The sequence below is a fragment of the Ancylobacter oerskovii genome, from assembly GCF_018390555.1.
GTDB classification, from domain to species: domain Bacteria; phylum Pseudomonadota; class Alphaproteobacteria; order Rhizobiales; family Xanthobacteraceae; genus Ancylobacter; species Ancylobacter oerskovii.
The window spans coordinates 640,441-657,547 of record NZ_JAHBGB010000044.1 but is presented as its reverse complement, the minus strand read 5'-3'; the positions used below and the strand labels follow the sequence as shown (position 1 = coordinate 657,547).

The 17,107-nt window shown below is 67.6% G+C and carries 15 protein-coding genes; 10 read left to right on the top strand and 5 right to left on the bottom strand.

Going from position 1 to position 17,107, the window contains the following annotated elements:
• Window positions 1-19: 19 nt before the first annotated feature.
• The 5 genes from KHC19_RS24045 to KHC19_RS24025 all read left to right on the top strand — a co-directional run bounded on the left by KHC19_RS24045 (window position 20) and on the right by KHC19_RS24025 (window position 6,189).
• Window positions 20-325: a hypothetical protein gene (locus KHC19_RS24045; protein WP_213356069.1), complete on the top strand. Its 306-nt coding sequence runs from the start codon at window positions 20-22 to the stop codon at window positions 323-325.
• A gap of 160 nt (window positions 326-485) precedes the next feature.
• Window positions 486-1,205: a response regulator gene (locus KHC19_RS24040; protein ID WP_213356068.1), complete on the top strand. Its 720-nt coding sequence runs from the start codon at window positions 486-488 to the stop codon at window positions 1,203-1,205.
• The gene (locus KHC19_RS24035; RefSeq protein ID WP_213356067.1) at window positions 1,202-2,722 is read left to right on the top strand and encodes an ATP-binding protein; all 1,521 of its coding nucleotides are present in this window, start codon (window positions 1,202-1,204) and stop codon (window positions 2,720-2,722) included. Before KHC19_RS24040 ends, KHC19_RS24035 begins: the two co-directional genes overlap by 4 nt.
• A gap of 758 nt (window positions 2,723-3,480) precedes the next feature.
• Entirely contained in the window at window positions 3,481-4,755 is a 1,275-nt protein-coding gene (locus tag KHC19_RS24030; RefSeq protein ID WP_213356066.1) for a Hint domain-containing protein, read from the top strand.
• Between the two features lie 333 nt (window positions 4,756-5,088).
• Window positions 5,089-6,189 (top strand): glycosyltransferase, encoded by a 1,101-nt coding sequence (locus KHC19_RS24025; protein ID WP_213356065.1) that lies wholly within the window; start codon window positions 5,089-5,091, stop codon window positions 6,187-6,189.
• Window positions 6,190-6,493: 304 nt separating this feature from the next.
• Here KHC19_RS24025 and ldtR read toward each other — a convergent pair whose 3' ends face one another.
• The 3 genes from ldtR to KHC19_RS24010 form a co-directional block, all read right to left on the bottom strand.
• Window positions 6,494-7,006 carry a transcriptional regulator LdtR gene (gene ldtR, locus KHC19_RS24020; RefSeq protein ID WP_213356064.1) on the bottom strand — a complete coding sequence of 171 codons (513 nt, stop codon included), beginning with the start codon at window positions 7,004-7,006 and terminating at the stop codon, window positions 6,494-6,496.
• Window positions 7,007-7,205: 199 nt separating this feature from the next.
• A complete protein-coding gene (locus KHC19_RS24015) occupies window positions 7,206-7,637 on the bottom strand; it encodes a DUF6163 family protein (RefSeq protein ID WP_213356063.1) in 432 nt (143 codons plus the stop codon).
• Window positions 7,638-7,662: 25 nt separating this feature from the next.
• Complete coding sequence (locus KHC19_RS24010; protein WP_213356061.1) at window positions 7,663-8,727, bottom strand: enoyl-CoA hydratase/isomerase family protein; 1,065 nt, start codon at window positions 8,725-8,727, stop codon at window positions 7,663-7,665.
• Between the two features lie 153 nt (window positions 8,728-8,880).
• Between KHC19_RS24010 and hemB the strand changes: the two genes are divergently transcribed.
• The 5 genes from hemB to KHC19_RS23985 all read left to right on the top strand — a co-directional run bounded on the left by hemB (window position 8,881) and on the right by KHC19_RS23985 (window position 13,973).
• Window positions 8,881-9,942, top strand: coding sequence for a porphobilinogen synthase (gene hemB, locus KHC19_RS24005; protein ID WP_213356060.1), 1,062 nt, complete (start codon window positions 8,881-8,883; stop codon window positions 9,940-9,942).
• A gap of 40 nt (window positions 9,943-9,982) precedes the next feature.
• Window positions 9,983-11,305, top strand: coding sequence for a branched-chain amino acid ABC transporter permease (locus KHC19_RS24000; protein WP_213356059.1), 1,323 nt, complete (start codon window positions 9,983-9,985; stop codon window positions 11,303-11,305).
• Window positions 11,306-11,313: 8 nt separating this feature from the next.
• Entirely contained in the window at window positions 11,314-12,540 is a 1,227-nt protein-coding gene (locus KHC19_RS23995; RefSeq protein WP_213356058.1) for a threonine ammonia-lyase, read from the top strand.
• Between the two features lie 72 nt (window positions 12,541-12,612).
• Window positions 12,613-13,134, top strand: a complete 522-nt coding sequence (locus tag KHC19_RS23990) for an RDD family protein (protein WP_213356057.1) — start codon at window positions 12,613-12,615, stop codon at window positions 13,132-13,134.
• Window positions 13,135-13,217: 83 nt separating this feature from the next.
• A complete protein-coding gene (locus KHC19_RS23985) occupies window positions 13,218-13,973 on the top strand; it encodes an arginyltransferase (protein WP_213356056.1) in 756 nt (251 codons plus the stop codon).
• A gap of 61 nt (window positions 13,974-14,034) precedes the next feature.
• On the opposite strand, the gene parC is transcribed toward KHC19_RS23985, so the two are convergent.
• Together parC and recO are read right to left on the bottom strand one after the other, a co-directional pair.
• On the bottom strand, window positions 14,035-16,266 hold the full coding sequence (gene parC, locus KHC19_RS23980) for a DNA topoisomerase IV subunit A (protein ID WP_213356055.1): 2,232 nt from the start codon (window positions 16,264-16,266) through the stop codon (window positions 14,035-14,037).
• Window positions 16,267-16,365: 99 nt separating this feature from the next.
• Window positions 16,366-17,103, bottom strand: coding sequence for a DNA repair protein RecO (gene recO / locus KHC19_RS23975; protein WP_213356054.1), 738 nt, complete (start codon window positions 17,101-17,103; stop codon window positions 16,366-16,368).
• Between the last annotated feature and the right edge of the window lie 4 nt (window positions 17,104-17,107).

Sequence of the window (17,107 nt, the reverse complement as noted above, 5' to 3'; positions counted from 1 at the left end):
CCGAGAAACGGAGTTTCCCATGCCCGACCACCCCGAACGACTTTCCGCCGGCTGGCGCGACATCGGCGCCGGCTTCTTCCTTGCCGGCACCATCCTGCTCGGCATGGTGGCCTTCGGCGATGCCGGCACCGATGTCGACCCCCACCTGCTGCGCGCCGCCGCCCCGCCGGTCGCCGACGAATGGCTGTCCGATGACGAGGCGACGGGTCCCGGCGCCCCGCGCGTCTATCGGGTCGTGTCGCCGGACGCCGGCTACCGGCATTATTGCCAGAACGGCACACCCACCCTTGTCGGCGCGCCGCCGAGCGATTATCCGCGTTCCTAGGCCGGCGGCGGCGCGGCCCGGTGCCCCCGGCCATGGAAACGCCATGCGGCGAGGGAATTGTCGCAATCCATCGCGCGCGCGGCACCGGCGACAATCTGCGACAATTTTTTCGGTCGGCCCGCGGTTTCTGCCTATATTGGAAGCGGCAAAGGGCCAGCTCATGGAAGCGACACCGCACATTGCCGTGGTCGACGACAATCGCGACATTCGCGATCTGGTCGGCAAATATCTGCAGAAGCACGATTACCGCGTCAGCCTCGCCGAGAACGCGGCGGCGCTCCGGCGCCTGGTCGAGCGCAACGCCATCGACCTCGTGGTGCTCGACCTCATGATGCCCGGCGAGGACGGCCTGTCGCTCTGCCGCTTCCTGCGCGAGACCACCCAGTTGCCAGTGATCATGCTCACCGCCATGGCGGAGGAGACCGACCGCATCGTCGGCCTCGAGCTCGGCGCCGACGATTATCTCACCAAGCCCTTCAATCCGCGCGAGCTGCTGGCGCGCATCAAGGCGGTGCTGCGGCGCGTGCAGAGCCTGCCGCCGCAGCGCGCCCAGATCCAGGCGAAGGAGGTGCGCTTCGACCGCTGGCTGCTCAATGTCGGCCGCCGCGAGCTCGTCGACCAGGACGGCATGACCGTTCCGCTCAGCACCGCCGAATTCCGCCTGCTCAGCGTGTTCCTCGATCATGCCGGGCTGGTCCTCAGCCGCGACCAGTTGCTCGACCTCGTGGTCGGGCGCAATGCCGAGCCGTTCGACCGGGCCATCGACAACCGCGTCAGCCGCCTGCGCAAGAAGATAGAGAGCGATCCCCGCGCGCCGGCGCTCATCAAGACCCATTGGGGCGGCGGCTACAGCTTCTCCGCCGAGGTGGTGTCGCGATGATCCGCCTGTGGAACCGCAGCCTTACCGCCCGCTTCGTCGCCATCATGCTGCTGGCGCTCGCCTTCTCGCAGGGCGTGAGCTTCCTTCTGTCGCTGGACGAGCGCGGCCAGGCCCTCGGCCACGCCGCCAAGACCGAGTTCCTCAGCCGCGCGGCGTCGGTCGCCCAGCTGCTGGAATCCACGCCGCCGGCGCAGCGGCAGGAGATCCTGCGCGCCAGCGGCACCAGCTATTCCCGCTTCTGGGTGACGCCCGGCTTCCCCGCCGATGCGGCGGCGTGGCGGGAGGATGCCAGGAGCCGGCTGGCGCAACCGCTGCCCACCGTCGCCAGCCTCGCCGCGTCCGGCGGGACGCCGGACGATGCCGCGCCGCCGGCCCGTGCGGAAGCGGAGATGGCGGCGTCCACCCCCGACCTGCCCCCATGGGTGGAGATGCCGGCCTCCGCCTGGCCGTTGTCGCGCCCGGCGAAATTCCTGCATCTCGACGATGCCAACGGCATGGGCCTGACCGTCCGGCTCAATGACGGTTCCTGGCTGTGCAGCGCCTTCGGCAAGAAGATCGTCAACAGCCTCTGGAGTTCGCAGTCGCTGCTGTCGCTCGGCGTCACCGCTTTGGTGCTGTCGATCAGCGCCGCCTTCATCGCCCGCTGGATGACCCGGCCGATGCGCCGGCTGGCGGTGGCCGCCGAGGCGCTAGGACGCGGGGAGAGCGTCGAGCCGCTGCCGGAAAGGGGGCCGGAGGACATCCGGCAGGCGGCGGTGGCGTTCAATCGGATGCAGGCGCGCCTGCAGCGCTTCGTCGAGGACCGCACGCGCATGCTGGCGGCGATCGGCCACGATCTGCGCACCCCGATCACCTCGCTCCGGCTGCGCACCGAGTTCGTCGCCGACGACGAGACCCGCGAGAAGATGCTGGCGACCCTCGACGAGCTGCGCGCCATGACCGAGGCGACGCTGGCCTTCTCGCGCGAGCAGGCGGCGGAGGAGCCGACGCGGCATGTCGATCTCACCGCGCTGGTCGAGAGCCTGTGCGACGATCTCGTCGAGCTCGGCCATGAGGTGGACGTCGCCGAGGCGCCGAGGATCGGCTATCGCTGCCGCGCCGACGCGCTGCGCCGGGCAGTGCGCAATCTGGTTGAAAACGCGGTGCGCTATGGCGAGCGGGCTCGCGTGGCCGTGCATTCCCGGCCGGCAGCCATCGAGATCGTCGTGGAGGATGACGGGCCCGGCATTCCCGCCGAGACGATGGAGCGGGTGTTCGCCCCCTTCTTCCGGCTGGAGGATTCCCGCAACCGCGAAACCGGCGGCATCGGGCTCGGCCTGTCGATCGCCCGCAACGTCGTGCGCCACCATGGCGGCGACGTCACACTCGTCAACACCGGTGCCGGGCTGCGGGCGGTGATCAGCCTGCCGCACGCCTCCCCTTCCGGCGGGCTCGACGGGGGCGAGGGCAAGGCCGGCGCCCGCTTCGCGGCCTGGCGCGGTCAGGGCTCGCCGCGCCCGAAGCCGGCGGCCGTCTGAGCCCGCGCCGTCGGAGCGACGGCACGGCCGGCATCTTCGTTACCGGATCTTCCTGGTCGGCGTCCATGAACCGCCCCCGGCCCGGCCTCGATATTTCGGGGCCGGGCGCGCCGGCGCCTGCGCGCTCCGGCGACAGGGCCGCCTGATTGATTTTGTCGCACCCCTCCTCAGACACGTTAAGCTTTTATCGGTCGAAAAATATTTTCATCCGATCGGTCAGAGTCGCTGACATGTTTTCGGAAGAACGTTGACTTCATTTGGCGACAGGAAAAATCGGACCGATCCGTCCGCGCATGGGCCACTCGAGGCCCTTCATGTCGAAAAAATGGCCGCATTTCGACACTCCGTCCGGCCAGATTCCACCTCTCCGAAAAAACACATATGACCCTTCTCATTGATTTTGCATAATTTATCCCAGAACTGGTTTTTTAATACCAATCGGGCGCCCAATGCCCTCCGATTGACTCCCCTAACGGAATCCGCAAGAATTTCGGAAAGAGAGTCATCTCTCGCATTTATTTCGAATATTAAGATACCCGCGAAGTTGGCGAGCGTATTTGGTATGCCAGTCAGCTTTTCGAGCGATCAATTAAAGTCGACCGAATAAAGGCCGTTGTCGTCTTCATTTTTTTATGCATCATAAGTAATTACATAACTGGTACGAGTATTAAGCGCGCACTTGATCAGTACGCGGTCGGGTATTCGTTGCCATTTATCAGAGAAACAGAGCTTTTATTCCACAGCATGGGGCAGGGAAGATGGCGCTTCTTGATGCAAACCTTTTTGACTCGAGCGTAACTTACGACTCGACCAATCTGCCGCCTGGCGAAACCAACGTCGTTACCATCACCGCGCTCGGCAGCAACACGCTGACGCTGGATGGCGTCGACACGACGGTCGATTACGGTCTGGTCGGTGCGCAGGCGGTCTCGAATGTGACCATCGCCGCCATCGGCGGCTCGAACGTGGTGGTCAACAACCCCGACGTGGCGGTCGCCGTCGGGACGAACTTCATCTATTCGGTCGGCGGCACGTCGTCGATGGAAGTCAACGGCAGCAACGTCCTCAATCTGCCGGTCGGCGTGACGCAGAGCGTCGCCTTCGACAACAGCGGCGCCGGCACCTTCATCTATGACTCCGGCACTCTGCTGGGTCTCTCGCCGACGTCCACGACGATCAGCGTCACCGGCTTCGCCACCGGCGACACGCTGGGTTACCAGAACGCCACCTTCAATGCGTTCTCGTACAATGCCGGCACCAGCGTCGGCACCATCACCTTCAACGAGCCCGGCCTGCTCGGCTCCACCGTCACCCAGACCTTCAACCTGCAGGGCCTGAGCGCTTCGGACGCCGCCGCGATCCAGGCGGCCATCACTGCCGGCACCTTCGTGGACGCCGACGGCAATGTCGTCATGCCGGTCTGCTTCGTCCGCGGCACCCTGATCGAGACCCCGGAAGGTCCGGTGGCGATCGAGACGCTCAAGATCGGCGACAAGGTGATCGGCCGCTCCGGCGTCCGCGAGGTGAAGTGGATCGGCTGGCGTGACTATGGCCGCGCCTATCTGCGCACCAACGAGCAGAAGCGGGCCGTCGCCCCGGTGCGTGTCCGCGCCGGCGCCTTCGCCGACAACGTGCCCTCGCGCGATCTGCTGGTCTCGCCCTGGCACCACCTCTTCGTCAGCGGCAAGCTGGTGCGTGCCAACGACCTCGTCAACGGCATGACCATCGTGCAGGAGCTGAACACTCCCACGGTCTCCTACTGGCACATCGAGCTCGACCAGTTCGACGTGGTGCGTGCCCACGGCATGTTCTCGGAAGCCTGGGCCGATGGCGGCAACCGCGACTTCTTCCAGAATGTCGACGTCACCGCCCTGCGCCCCGAGGACCGCAAGCGTCGCAAGGCCGATCGTCCCGGCTTCGAGGCGCTGCGCGACGAGAAGCGCATCAGCGTGATCCGCGAGAAGGTTGCGGCGCGCGCCCGCAAGCTGGCCGCGACCGAGGCGACGGTGGAAAGCACCACCGTCGCCGCCTGACGACCGAGACGGGAAGCGGGGCCCGGGCCGGAACAACCGGTCCGGGCCCCATTCTCGTTGAGCCTTGCGGAACCGTTGCGCGGCCTCAGCCCCCGCGCCGGCGGCGAATGTTCCCCGGTCGTCCACGAAGGACCTCCCGCACGAAGGGCCTTGCGGACCAGAAGGCCCCGCGCACAGGCCTCCCACAGGGGAGCTCCGCGCCTCCAGCGCCCCGCGCGCGAAAACCTCCCGCACGATAAGCCTCGCGCTGCCCTTGCAGCCCCCGCGCTCCCCCTTCCTCGCCTCCCGCGTGCCGTATAGGGTGAGCGAGGATTCCACGGGGAGACCACGAGCATGCGGCATATCGCGGTGACCGGCTCGAGCCGATCCAACCCCTATATGGACCTGCTCCTCTCCTGCTGCCCGCCGTCGGTGACCGTCTCCCGGATCAGCAACAAGAAGATCGCCCAGATCAACGAGGCCCCCATCCCGGAGGTGGTGCTGATCAACTGGGAGGAGCAGATCTTCAGCGGCGTGGATTCCGCCTTCCAGGCCCGGTCCGTCGCCACCCGCTACATTCGCGACCTGCGCAAATACGCGCAATCGGGCGGCCGCATCGTCTGGATGGTGCACAACGCCCACCCCCATAGCGATCTCTTCACCCATCACCTGGAGATGATGCGGAAGAAGATCATGCAGGCGGCGAGCGCCATCCTGCACCAGAACATCGAATCCCTGCGCTATGTCGACACGCTGGATGCCGGGATCGACCCGGAGCGGCACTATTTTCTCCCGCACCCGTCCTATCTGAAGGCCTATGAGCTTCGGCCGTCCTTCGAGGCCGCGCGCAACGCCGTGCTGATCTTCGGGCGCATCCTGCCGTACAAGAATCTCGAATGGTTCGTGCGGTTCCACGAGCTCCACATCCCGAAGACGCCGCTCGTCATCGCCGGCCAGTCCGACGACGAGAAATATGTCGACTACCTGCGGAAATCCGTGGCGCAGAACAAGAGGATCACCCTGGTCGCGGATCGCATCGAGGATGCCGACCTGCCGCTTTATTTCGACCGGGCGAAGTGCATCCTGCTGACCGACCACGACACCATCAATTCCGGCGTCGCGCATGTGGCGCTGCAGGGCGGCGCCGTCATCGTGGCTCCCGACACCGCCTATTACCGCGAGGTGATCCCGCCGGCGGGGCATCGCTTCTTCTACCAGCCCAACAGCTTCATGAGCCTGAAGAAGGCGGTCAGGAACGCCTTCAAGCTGGAGCCGGAGCCGCACCGGCAGCTGGTCGGCTCCTATATGCGCCGCGCCGCCTACATCAACAGCGACCGCATCAGCTCCGCGCTGTTCGGGATCTTCGAAGGGCTGGCGGGAAAGCCAGCCCCCGGGGAGAGCGACCCGGAGCAGGAGCCGCAGCAGGAACAGCCGGAGGAGCACATCGCCTCCTAGCCTGCCGGTCGCCGCGCGCGGCCCGCGCGGCCGGATATAGGCAAGCGCGGCCCCCCGCACCTCGGCGGCGTGGCCTCATGCATCCTCAAGGAGGTTCGCCGCCGACAGAACGGCTCCGACCGGACCCAGCCTCCCGCGAGCTCGCCCCCGGGGCGGCGCGCGGCGTGGCACCGACGCCGGCTTCCCGGTCGATCCGCCCTCTTCCGCCCCGCCCGGCACCTCGCCCCCGCGCGCGCACCCGTCGCGCGCCCGGGCCGGCTCCCGCCGAGGGCTTCGCCCTCGCCGCCCCGCGGGCGGCCCGCGCTCACAGGCGGTAGAGGATCTGGTCGGTCCAGAAGCGCTCCAGCCGCTGCAGCGCCTTGTTGATCACCTGGAAATCCTGCGAGCCGATGCCGCCGATCTGCTCGATGGTGGCGACATGCTTGGCATAGAGCGAGCCGACGATGTCGCGCACCTCCTCGCCCTTGGGCGTCAGGCTGATGCGCACCGCCCGCCGGTCGACCCGCGAGCGCTGGTGGTCGAGATAGCCGGTCTCCACCAGCTTCTTCAGATTGTAGGAGACGTTGGCGCCGAGATAATAGCCGCGGGTGCGCAGTTCCCCGGCGGTGAGCTCGGAATCGCCGATGTTGAACAGCAGCAGCGCCTGCACCGGGTTGACGTCCGAGCGCCCGCGCCGGTCGAACTCGTCCTTCACCACGTCCAGCAGGCGGCGGTGCAGCCGCTCCACCAGCGTCAGCGCCTCCTGGTAGAGCGGCGTGATCGCGTCCTGCGGTACTTCGTCGGGTACGGGCTTCAGCGCCCGTGCTGCGCTTCTCATGTTCGACACCCCGGCTCGACCTGTTGGGGGGTTGCGCCCCGCGCGGATGTCTCCGCGTGAGGCCCCTCCCTCTGTGTCGTTCCATATTCCGGGGGGCGTCTGAAAGTCCGTTTAAGCGGAAGGATGAATCGAATCCAAACGCCCATGCCTTACAAAGGGTTAAGCCCTGCGGTTCCCTTGCTTTTCCGGCGCCTCGCCCTCAGCGCTCGGCCTCGCGGCCGGCCTTGTAGGTGAGCCAGGCATAGATCGCCACCAGCACCGTCTCGAAGGCGGCGACGATGAACAGCCGGCCCACGCCCTCCGGCGCCGAGGCGTTGATCAGGATCTGCACCATGGCGGTCACCAGCCACAGCACCACGCCCCAGGCGGCGCCCAGCCACAGGCCCACCGCGGCCACGGGATTCATGATCGCCGCCCAGATCACCGCCGATTGCGCGGCCAGCGACAGCATCTCGAAGCGGCTGGTCTCGCCGTCCCACACGCCGCAGATCAGCGTCCAGCTATAGATGGTCTTGACGAGCAGCAGCCCGGCCAGCCCGCGCAGATAGAGCAGCACCCGCCGCTGCCAGGGCGGCATCGCGGCGCCGGCGGGTCCGAGGGTGGCGTCGATCGGATCGTAAAGTGTGCTCATTCTGCCTCAATAGCCGAAAATCGCGTCACGTCAGCAGCAAATCGTCCGGCAGGGGCTCGTCGAACATCGCCGCGATGGCGGCGGGGTCCACCTCGTCGAGCCGCGCGGGCTGCCAGCGCGGGCTCTGGTCCTTGTCCACCAGCACCGCCCGCACGCCCTCATAGAAGTCGTGCTGGGCGAGCACCCGCGTCACCAGCCGGAATTCCAGCGTCAGGCAGCCGGCAAGGTCGTGGGCCAGCCCGTGCTGCATCTGCTGGAAGGCGATATGCACGCTGGTCGGCGAGGCGCGACGGATCGTCTCCGCCTGCTTGGCGGCGAAGGCGCCCTCCGCGCCTTCCAGCGTCGCGGCATGGTCGAGCGCCGCCATCACCGCCGCCACGCTGCCGCCGGCGAACACCCGGTCGATGGTGGGAAACAGCGGGCCGAGCGGCGGCGGCGGCGGCACCGCGGCGAAGCGCGCCAGCGTCGGCTCGACCTCGTGTCCCCCAGCGAATGCCGCGACGAGATCGGGCCAGCGTTCCGCCGGCACATGATGGGTATAGAGCCCCAGCGCCATGGCGTCGGCCATGCCGATGCGGGCGCCGGTCATGGCGAGCCAGGTGCCGCTCCAGCCCGGCAGGCGCGGCAACACATAGGTGCCGCCGACATCCGGGAACAGGCCGATCGCCACTTCCGGCATGGCGAAGCCCAGCCCCTCGCCGGCGACGCGATAGCGCGCATGGCCGGAAATGCCGAAGCCGCCGCCGAAGCACAGCCCGTCCACCAGCGCCACGAAAGGTTTCGGATAGCGCGAGATCAGATGGTTGAGCGGGTATTCGTCGCGCCAGAAGCTGCGGGCCTCCTCGGTGCGCCCGGCGCGGCCGAGATCGTGCATCGCCCGCACGTCGCCGCCGACGCAGAAGGCCCGCTCCTGCGCCGAGCGCAGCACGATCACCGCCACCGCCGGATCCTCGGCCCAGGCATCCAGCGTCGCGCGCATCGCCCTCACCATTTCGTGATCGAGGGCGTTCAGCGCCTTCGGGCGGTCCAGCGTGATGATTCCGGCGCTTCCCGAGGTCTCGAAGCGAATGCCGATGGGCTCGACTGTCATTCATGCTCTCCAGGCCGGCCGGCCCCGCATCCGGGCCGCGTCATCATGACCTGCGACATATTTCGCGCGAATGCGCAATCGTTCGGGCGAATAGGTCGCTTCGACGCTTTTATGACGTTATAAGTGTTCGAAACTGGCTTCGAAGAGTGCGACATGCCCATTCCTTTCGCCCGCCCGCGCCCGGTGAACCTCGACCCGATGGGCCGCCCCGACGCTGCCACCCGCCTCGACCTGACGCATCGCCCCCGCCGCAACCGCAAGGCCGACTGGACGCGCCGGCTGACGCGCGAAAACACGCTGACCGTCGCCGACCTCATCTGGCCGATCTTCGTCATGGACGGCTCCGACGCCCGCACCCCGGTTTCCTCCATGCCCGGCGTCGAGCGGCTCTCGGTCGACCAGGCGGTGCGCGAGGCCGAGCGGGCGGCCGGGCTCGGCATCCCCGCGCTGGCGCTGTTTCCCTATACCGACCCGGAGCTGCGCACCGTCGACGGGCGCGAGGCGCTGAACCGCGACAACCTCGTCTGCCGCACGCTGCGGGCCATCAAGGACGCGGTGCCGGAGATCGGCCTCATCACCGATGTGGCGCTGGATCCCTATACCAGCCACGGCCATGACGGCCTCTTGTCGCCGGATGGGCGCATCCTCAACGACGAGACCATCGCGGTGCTCATCGAGCAGTCGCTGGTGCAGGCCGAGGCCGGCGCCGACGTCATCGCGCCCTCGGACATGATGGACGGCCGGGTCGGCGCCATCCGCCGCGCGCTGGACGCCGAGGGCCACCTCGACGCGCAAATTCTCGCCTATAGCGCGAAATACGCCTCGGCCTTCTACGGCCCGTTCCGCGACGCGGTGGGTTCCACCGGCTGCCTCAAGGGCGACAAGCGCACCTATCAGATGGACCCCGCCAACGGCACCGAAGCGCTGCGCGAGGCCGCCCTCGACATCGAGGAAGGCGCGGACATGCTGATGGTGAAGCCGGGCCTGCCCTATCTCGACATCGTCTGGCGGCTGAAGGACACGTTCGGCCTGCCGACCTTCGCCTATCAGGTGTCCGGCGAATACGCGATGATCGAGGCGGCGGCCCGCAATGGCTGGCTCGACGGCGAGAGGGCGATGATGGAGAGCCTGATGGCCTTCAAGCGCGCCGGCGCCGACGGCGTGCTCACCTATTTCGCCCCCCGCGTCGCCGAGAAGCTCGCCCGCGAGGCCTGATCCGCGCCGGGCCGGCGGCGGCTGCACTGATCGCCGGTCCATGCGCCTCATCATACACCTCACCGTACTCTGTCTCGGCCTGCTTCTGGCGGGTTGCGGCTCGGTGATCGATGCCGATCAGGCGCGCATCTGCCGCGACGTCGCCCCCGCCTTGCATGACGAAGGCGCCATCATCGAAGAGGTGTCTCTCGTGCCGGTGCCGGGGGCCGATGCGCTGCGGCTCGCCTATCGGGTGCGCCTCGGCGCACGCGCGCTACCCCATTGGATTGTCTGCCGTTTTGCCGGACAGACCGGCGCCGCCCGCGCCACGCTGACGGGTGTGGACACCGACGCCGGCCCGCTAAGCGACGTAAAATTCTACATGATCAAGCGCTGGTGGCTGGCCGAGCCGCCGGCTCGCGCCCTCCCGCCCGCCTGGCTGGCGCTGTCCGCGAGGCAGGCCTATTGGCTGCAGCAGGCGATGAACGGCACCACCCTCGCCGGCATTTACGGCCTGGTCGCCACCGGCTTCGCCCTCGTCCATGGCCTGTTCGGCCGCATCAATCTCGCCTTCGGCGAGATCGCGGTCGCCGGCGGCGTCTACATGCTCATCGCCATCGGCACGGCCGGCATGGCGGGACGGTTGGGGCCGGGCGATCTCACGCTCGCGCTGGCTGTCGGAATTATTGCCTCCATGTCAATAAGTTGGCTCGTCGGCCGCTATGTCGTCCTGCCATTGACGGCCGCCTCCCGCTCGCCGCAAACCGTGCTGATCGGCACCATAGCCGTCGCCATCGTGCTGGCGGAGGCGGCCCGCATCACCGCCCCCTCGCGCCTGAACTGGCTGCCGCCGCTGCTCAACGTCCCCTTCCCGCTCGCCGGCGAGGGGGAAGGCTTCGTGGCGACGGTCACCGCGGCGCAGATGCTGGCGGCCGGCTTGAGCCTCGTCGGCGCGTCCATCCTGCTCGGGATGATGGCCTTCACCCGCTTCGGCCGCGCCTGGCGCGCCTATGCGGACGACCCGCTGATGGCGACGCTCCTCGGCGTGCGCGCCCCCGCCTTGCGCAGCGGCACCTTCCTGATCGCTGGTGCCGCCGCCGGGCTCGCCGGCACGGTCAGCGTGATCGCCTATGGCACGGTCCAGCCAGGGGAAGGGCTGACCATCACGCTCAAAGCCTTGATTTCGGCCATCATCGGGGGCATTGGCTCTGTGCCGGGCGCCTTTCTCGGCGCCGTCATCGTCGCCGGCGTCGAAATCGTGTGGTCGGCGGCCTTCGACATCGTCTATCGCGATCTCGTCATCTACGCCCTTCTGGCCGCTTTCCTGGTATTGCGGCCCGGCGGGCTTCTCAACAATGCGGCCCCGCGGCCGCGCGAATTCTGAGTGGTTTCATGACCCTTCCCGTATCTCCCGCCGATATCGCCGCAGCCCGCCATGTGCTGACCGGCGCGGTGCTGCGCACGCCTACGCTGCCGGCGCCGCGCCTGTCGGCGATTACGGGCGCCCATGTCTTCGTCAAATATGAAAACCTGCAGGTCACCGCGAGCTTCAAGGAACGCGGGGCGCTGGTGAAGCTCGCCAGCCTCAGCGCCGAAGAACGTGCCCACGGCGTGGTCGCCATGTCGGCCGGCAACCACGCGCAGGCGGTCGCCTATCACGCCGCCCGTCTCGGCATCCGCGCCACCATCGTGATGCCGAAGCACACGCCCATCGTGAAGGTGGCGGCGACCGAGGCGCATGGCGCCCGCGTGGTGCTGCATGGCGAGACGGTCGCGGATGCCAGCATCGAGGCCGACCGCATCGCGCGCGATGAGAACCTCGTCTGGGTCCATCCCTATGACGACCGCCACGTCATTGCCGGCCAGGGCTCCATCGCCGCCGAGATGCTGGAAGATGCTCCCGACCTCGATGTCCTGCTGGTGCCGATCGGCGGCGGCGGCCTGATTTCCGGCATGGCGGTGGCGGCGCGTCACCTGCGTCCCGACATCGAGCTGGTGGGCGTGGAAACCACGCTCTACCCGGCGATGTGGAACGCCCTGCACCAGCAGAGCCTGCCCTGCGAGGGCACGACGCTGGCCGAGGGCATCGCGGTGAAGAATGTCGGCGTGCTCACCCGCGAGATCGTCTCGGCGCTGGTGTCCGACGTGGTGCTGGTGGACGAGCCGACCTTCGAGCGGGCGGTGAACCTGTTCCTCACCCAGCAGAAGACGCTGGCGGAAGGCGCCGGTGCCGGCGGCCTCGCCGCGCTGCTCGCCGAACCGGAGCGCTATCGCGGCCGCAATGTCGGCCTGGTGGTGTCGGGCGGCAATATCGATCCGCGCACCGTGGCCTCGATCATGCTGCGCGAGTTGGAGCGCGAGGAGCGCATCGTCTCCTTCCGCTTCTCCATGCTCGACCGGCCCGGCGAGCTCGGCATCATATCGACCCTGCTCGGCAGTCTCGGCGCGAACATTCTGGAGGTGGAGCACAAGCGCCACTTCCTCGATGTGCACGCCAAGGGCGCCCGGCTCGACGTGACGGTCGAGACCCGCGACCGCGCCCATGCCGACAACGTCCACCGCTCCCTGCTGGCCGAAGGCATGGACGTGGTGCGCATCGACTGGCAGTCAGGGAACTGATCCGGTCGCGATACGGCCTTGCCGGCGGAGCGGCCGAGGGCCATCTGTGAAGGGATGCAGCGGGAGACCTCCATGTCTGATCCCTTCGCGTTTGGCGGCTCGGCCGAGCCGAGGCCCTACGCTTACGACCCCGTGGCCGAGCCGGAATATTTCCGCGGGGTCCTCTGGCGGCGTTTCGTCGCCTTTCTGATCGATGCCTTCATCATCTGCGTGCCGGTCGGCCTCGCCGCGCTGGTGATCTTCGTCTCCGGCTTCGTCACCTTCGGGCTCGGCTGGCTGCTGTTCGGGCTGCTGAGCCCGGGCTTCGCCATCTGGGCCCTGGTCTATAGCGCGCTCACGCTCGGTGGCCGCGATTCGGCGACCATCGGCATGCGCGTGATGGAGATCGAGATGCGGCTCTGGTACGGCCCGCCGATGTACACGCTGCTCGCCGTGCTGAGCGTGGTGCTGTTCTGGGTGTCGTTCAGCGTCCTGACGCCGCTGGTGGTGATCGTCGGACTTTTCAACAGCCGCAAGCGTCTGCTGCACGACCTGCTGCTCGGCACCGTGGTCACGAACACCGAGGCGCGTGCGAACGCCCTGCGCCGGCGGTGACACTTTCGCGCGATACGCATTTCTACCTTTGACGCCGCGGCCGGCTCGCGCAATCCTCTCCACAGTCGAACATCGAAACTGCCGTGACGGAACATCCTCGCGATACGCCACAATTCTATCTGACGGCTCCCTCGCCATGCCCCTATCTGCCGGGGCGCGAGGAACGCAAGGTGTTTACCCATCTCGTCGGAGAGCGGGCGACGCAGCTCAACGACGTGCTGACGCATGGCGGATTCCGGCGCAGCCAGTCCATCGCCTATCGCCCGGCCTGCGAGCATTGCCGCGCCTGCGTCTCCGTGCGCATCGTCGTCGACGATTTCGCCCCGTCACGCCGCTTTCGCCGGGTGATGAAGGGCAATGCCGATCTCGTCGGCGACATGCGGGCCGCCGTGCCGACCGCCGAGCAATATTCGCTGTTCCGTGCCTATCTCGACAGCCGCCACGGCGATGGCGGCATGGCGGACATGACCGTGCTCGACTATGCGATGATGATCGAGGACAGCCATGTGCGCACGCGGCTGGTGGAATATCGCCGCCGCGGACCCGATACCGCCATCCACGGGCGCGGACAGGGCGCCCTCTATGCGGTGGCGCTCACCGACGTCCTGGCCGACGGACTGTCCATGGTCTACTCGTTCTACGAGCCGGACGAGGCGCCGCGTTCCATCGGCACCTACGTCATCCTCGACCACGTCGCCAAGGCCAAGGCAATGGGCCTGCCCTATGTCTATCTGGGCTACTGGGTCGATGGCTCCGCCAAGATGGGCTACAAGAGCCAGTTCCTGCCGCAGGAACGCCTCACCGCCCATGGCTGGGAACGGATCGAGAGCACCGAATAGGCGGACATCCGCGCGTGACCGCCGGCCGTCACGAGACGACCGGCATGTCGACAAACCCGGCTCAGAAGCGGTTATTGCGCGGGAACCCCTTGGGCGGCAGGCGACCGGCACTCGCCCGCTCGCCACGCCATTCCGTCAGGTCGTTCACCGTCCAGGTGCGGCCGGAACTGTCGAGCCAGGTAAGGCCGTCGGCGAGCGTGAACACCTTCAGGTCGGACATCTGGCCGTCCTTGTAGCGCTGCAGCCGCACGCCGCGTCCGCGCGCCATCTCCGGGATCTGCGACAGCGGGAAAACGAGCAGCTTGCGGTTCTCGCCGATCACCGCGACGCTGTCACCGGCCGCCACCACCAGCTTGCAGGCATCCTGCGCGTCGGCGGCGAGCACCTGCTTGCCCTTGCGGGTATTGGCGACGCAATCGTCCTCGGAGACGACAAAGCCCCTGCCCTCCCTGGCCGCCACCAGAAGCTTGCGCCCGCCCTGATGGACGATGACGTCGACGATGTCGGCTTCCTGCTCGAGATCGATCGTCAGGCGCAGCGGCTCGCCATGCCCCCGTCCGCCGGGCAGCTTGGAGGCATCCAGCGTGTAGAAGCGGCCATTGGTGGCGAAGACCAGCAATTTCGAAGTGGTCTCGGCGAAGAAGCTGAGCTTCAGCTCGTCATCGCCCTTGAAAGCCAGCGAGCCGAGATCCGCGACATGGCCCTTCAGCGCCCGGATCCAGCCCTTCTGCGACACCACCACGGTGATCGGCTCGCGCTCCACCAGCGCCTCGATCACCGCATCGGCGCCATGCGCCGCCGCCTCGCCGAAGCCGGTTCGCCGACGGCCGATCTCTGTCTCCGGCCCGAACATCTTGCGCGTCTCGCCGATCTGCCAGGCGACGGTCTTCCATTGCCGCGCCTCGGAGCCGAGCAGCTTCTCGATGCCGTCCTTCTCCTTGGTGAGCGCGTCATGCTCCTTGCGGATCTCGAATTCCTCAAGCTTGCGCAAGGACCGCAGCCGCATGTTGAGGATCGCTTCGGCCTGCACGTCGGTGAGCTCGAAGCGCGCCATCAGCGCCGGCTTGGGCTCGTCCTCCTCGCGGATGATGCGGATCACCTCGTCGAGGTTGAGATAGGCGATCAGGTAGCCGCCCAGCACCTCCAGGCGATGCTCGATCTCGGCGAGGCGATGGCGCGAGCGGCGCAGCAGCACCTCGCGCCGGTGATCCAGCCACTCGCGCAACGCCTCGGCGAGGCTCACCACCTTCGGCACCAGCCCGCCGACCAGCACGTTCATGTTGAGCGGGAAACGCGTCTCCAGTTCGGTGAGCTTGAACAGGCTCTCCATCAGCAGTTCGGCATCGACATTGCGCGCCCGCGGCTCCAGCACGAGGCGCACATCCTCGGCGGATTCGTCGCGCACATCGGCGAGCAGCGGCAGCTTCTTCTCGTTCAGCAGGTCGGCGATCTTCTCGACCAGCCGCGACTTGGCGACGCCATAGGGAATTTCGGTGACGACGACCACATAGGTGCCGCGCCCGGTTTCCTCCTTGTGCCAGCGCGCGCGCAGGCGGAAGCCCCCGCGGCCGGTGGCATAGGCATCCGCCATCGAGGCCGGGGATTCGATCACCACGCCGCCGGTGGGGAAGTCCGGCCCCTTCACGAATTGCAGGAGATCGTCGGTGGTCGCCTGCGGATGCTCGATCAGGTGCAGGCACGCGTCGAACAGCTCGGCGGCATTGTGCGGCGGGATGGAGGTCGCCATGCCCACCGCGATGCCGGTCGAGCCATTGGCCAGCAAATTCGGGAACCCGCCCGGCAGCACCACCGGCTCCTCGGCGGTGCCGTCGTAATTCGGGCGGAAGGAGACCGCGTCCTCGTCGATGCCGTCGAGGATGAGGCGCGCCACCTCGGTCATCCGCGCTTCGGTGTAGCGTTCGGCAGCGGCGTTGTCGCCGTCGATATTGCCGAAATTGCCCTGGCCGTCGACCAGCGGGTAGCGCTGCGAAAAATCCTGCGCCAGCCGCACCATGGCATCGTAGATCGCCATGTTGCCGTGCGGGTGGAACGAGCCCATCACGTCGCCGACGATCTTGGCGCTCTTGCGGAAGCCACCGCCCGGATCGAGCCGCAGGAGCCGCATGCCGTAGAGGATGCGGCGATGCACGGGCTTCAGCCCGTCGCGCGCATCCGGCAGCGCCCGATGCATGATGGTCGACAGCGCATAGGCGAGATAGCGCTCCTCGAGCGCGGCCTTCAGGCCGACAGGCTCGATGGTGCCGTCATCGGTCGGAATCGGTCCCTCTCCCATGATCTCTCGCTACCGCGAATGCGCGACAAGAACAAGACGCGAACACATGCCGCGCCCCTCTATCCAGAAGCTTGTTGGCAAAAGCCTGCCGCCAGGCGCCTACCGGCCGGGGCCGACGTCTCGCAGCACGGCCTGCAGGAACGCCGCCCGCGTGCCCGGCATTTCGCTTCCGCGCGGGTCGAACACCCGCCGCGCCAGGAAATGGCCGGTCAGCTCGAAGGCGGCGCGCAGATCCGCCGGCAATGGCGGCTCCGCCACCTCGCCGACGAGAAAATAGGGAAGCTCGAAGAGCTGAGCCCGCCACGGCTCGCCGGCGTCGCGGCTCACCGCGCGGCCGGATTTCGGCGAGACATAGAGCAGGTCGTTGCGCCCGCCGGTGGCGGCGCAGCTGTCGAGTTCCAGCCCGAAGCCGAGCTCGGCAAGCATGGCGAGCTCGAAGCGGGCCAGCATCATCCCGGCCAGCGACGGCTCGTCGAGATGCTCGACGATGGTCTCCAGCGTCGCATAGAGATCGGGATGAGGATCGCGCTCCGGCAGCAGCCGGATCAGGCTGCCGAGATGGCTGACGGCGAAGGTGGAATGCGCCTGTCGCATCAGCCGTTCCGCGCGGGCCTGCGTCACCTCCAGGGTGAAGGCGCCGAGCTGCTCGTCGAGACGCGCCCGCCAGGCCACATGCACGCTGTTGCCCGGCTGCAGGGCCGGCGCCTGCCGGCGCGACCCGCCGCCGCGCACCAGCCCGAGATGGCGCCCATGCCCGGCGGTGAGCAGCTCGACGATGGCATTGGCCTCGCCGTGGCGGCGAAGTCCCAGGATGATGCCCTCGTCGGTCCATTCCATCGCG